Origin of the sequence: Streptomyces sp. ACA25, assembly GCF_028200735.1 — a bacterium.
In the GTDB taxonomy this organism is placed as follows: Bacteria; Actinomycetota; Actinomycetes; order Streptomycetales; family Streptomycetaceae; genus Streptomyces.
This window is the reverse complement of sequence record NZ_JAQKPV010000055.1, coordinates 1-1857: the sequence shown is the minus strand read 5'-3', so window position 1 is coordinate 1857 and position 1857 is coordinate 1. Positions and strand designations below refer to the sequence as shown.

The following is a 1857-nucleotide window of genomic DNA, read 5'->3' as shown; positions in this document are numbered from 1 at the left end:
GAAGAGGGCATCCATGTCCCAACCCCGGTCATTGGGGACGCGGCCCACGACGTCGGCCTCGTTCAGCACCAGATCCCACAACTTCTCGGGGGTGTCCGCCCCGCCTGGGTATCGGCAGGCCATTCCGACAATCGCGATGGGCTCGTCGATGGAACTCTCCGCGGCGACCACCGGGCGAATGCCGGGGCGTTCTCCTGTGAGTTCGGCGTCCAGCAACTTCGCCAGCGCGGCTGGGCTGGAGTGGTCGAAGACGACGGTGGACGGCAACTTCAGACCGGTGGCGGCGTTCAGGCGGTTGCGCAGTTCCAGCGCGGTGAGCGAGTCGAAGCCAGCGGCCTTGAACGCCTTGGCGGGGGTGACGGCCTCCACCGTCTCGTGCCGCAGGACCGCTGCCGCCTCCGCGCGTACGAGCTTCAGCAGGAACTGCTGTCGTTCCGACTCGGACATGGCCTTGACGCGTTGTGCGAGATCCGACATCTGTGTGAGTTCGTCGTCCTCCCGGGCCTCCAGCGCACGCCGCGCCTCGGGTATGCCCTCGAAGAGAGGACCGGGTCGGAGCGCGGCGGAACGCGGGGCGAATTCCGGCCAGTCGACGTCGGCGACGGTGACCCAGGTGTCGTCACGGTCAAGGGCATGCTGTAGCGCCGTGATCCCGTGGTCGGGGTCCATGGCCGTGATGCCGTGGCGGTTGAGGTTCCGCTCGCCGGCTCCCTCGGCCATGCCTCCGCCGCCCCACAACCCCCATGAAACGGAGGTGGCGGGGAGTCCTGCCGCGCGGCGGTGTTCGGCCAGCGCGTCCAAGCAGGCGTTGGCGGCCGCATAGGCCGCCTGTCCGCCGTTGCCCCAGACTCCAGTGGTCGACGAGAAGAGGACGAAGGCATCCAGTGCAAGATGCTGGGTGAGTTCGTGGAGGAGAATTGCCGAAGCGGCTTTCGAGCGCAGTACGTCGTCGCAACGTTCCAGGGTGAGGGTGTCGATCACCCCGTCGCCGAGCACGCCGGCCGTGTGGAAGACGGCGGTGGGCGGTTGAGCCTGAAGGAGGGCGGCCAGGGCCTCGCGGTCGGAGACGTCGCAGGCTGCCACGGTCACATCCGGCCCGAGGGCGCGCAGTTCAGCCTCCAACTCCGTCGCCCCTGGGGCCTGTGTTCCTCGGCGGCTGGTGAGAACCAGGTGCTCGGCTCCGTTGCGGGCCAGCCAGCGGGCCACATGAGCACCGAGAGCGCCAGTGCCGCCTGTCACCAGGACTGTTCCACGGGGGCGCCATTCTCTGCGCGCAGTACCTCCGGCCCGCATCACCCGGCGCCCATAGGCCCCGGAGTCGCGTACCGCGACCTGGTCCTCGTCCGACGCACCGGTGAGGGCGTGGGCCAGCCGGTCCAGTACCCGCGCGTCCGGTGTTTCCGGGAGGTCGATGGATCCGCCCCAACGTTCGGGGAGTTCAAGCGCGGCCACCCGGCCGAAGGCCCACACCTGAGCGCCGCCCACATTCGGCACCTCGCTCGGTGTCACCGCTATCGCGCCACGGGTGACGTTCCACAGAGGCACCGCGGCCCCCGCGTCACCGACCGCCTGTACGAGCGCCAGCGATGCGGCCAAACCCAAAGTGACAGAGGGATACTGGGGATGGAGGCTCTCCACGAGTCCGAGCAGGGATACCACCCCGTTCAGGGGCGAGCCCTCGCCGGCTGCGGCAGCGAGCAGTTCAGCGAAGCGAGCACGGTCCGCGAGCGGATCCACAGCCAGCACCTCGGTCTGGGCACCTCGCCGGGCCAGCGCCGCTTCGAGGTTTGTGATCAGTTGCCTGGTGGCCTGGCGGCTTTCGGTATTGCTGATCGTGTCGGACTCGGTGGCGCATAT

Annotated in this window: 2 protein-coding genes; one reads left to right on the top strand and one right to left on the bottom strand. The window is 68.8% G+C overall.

Annotated features, from left to right (window positions below; all coding sequences use genetic code 11):
* A partial coding sequence (locus PJ985_RS23115) for a beta-ketoacyl reductase (protein WP_271685839.1) occupies positions 1–1596 on the bottom strand: 1596 nt, incomplete at its 3' end.
* Positions 1597–1623: 27 nt separating this feature from the next.
* Between PJ985_RS23115 and PJ985_RS23110 the strand changes: the two genes are divergently transcribed.
* On the top strand, positions 1624–1857 hold a 234-nt coding region (locus tag PJ985_RS23110; protein ID WP_271685838.1), incomplete at its 3' end, for a hypothetical protein.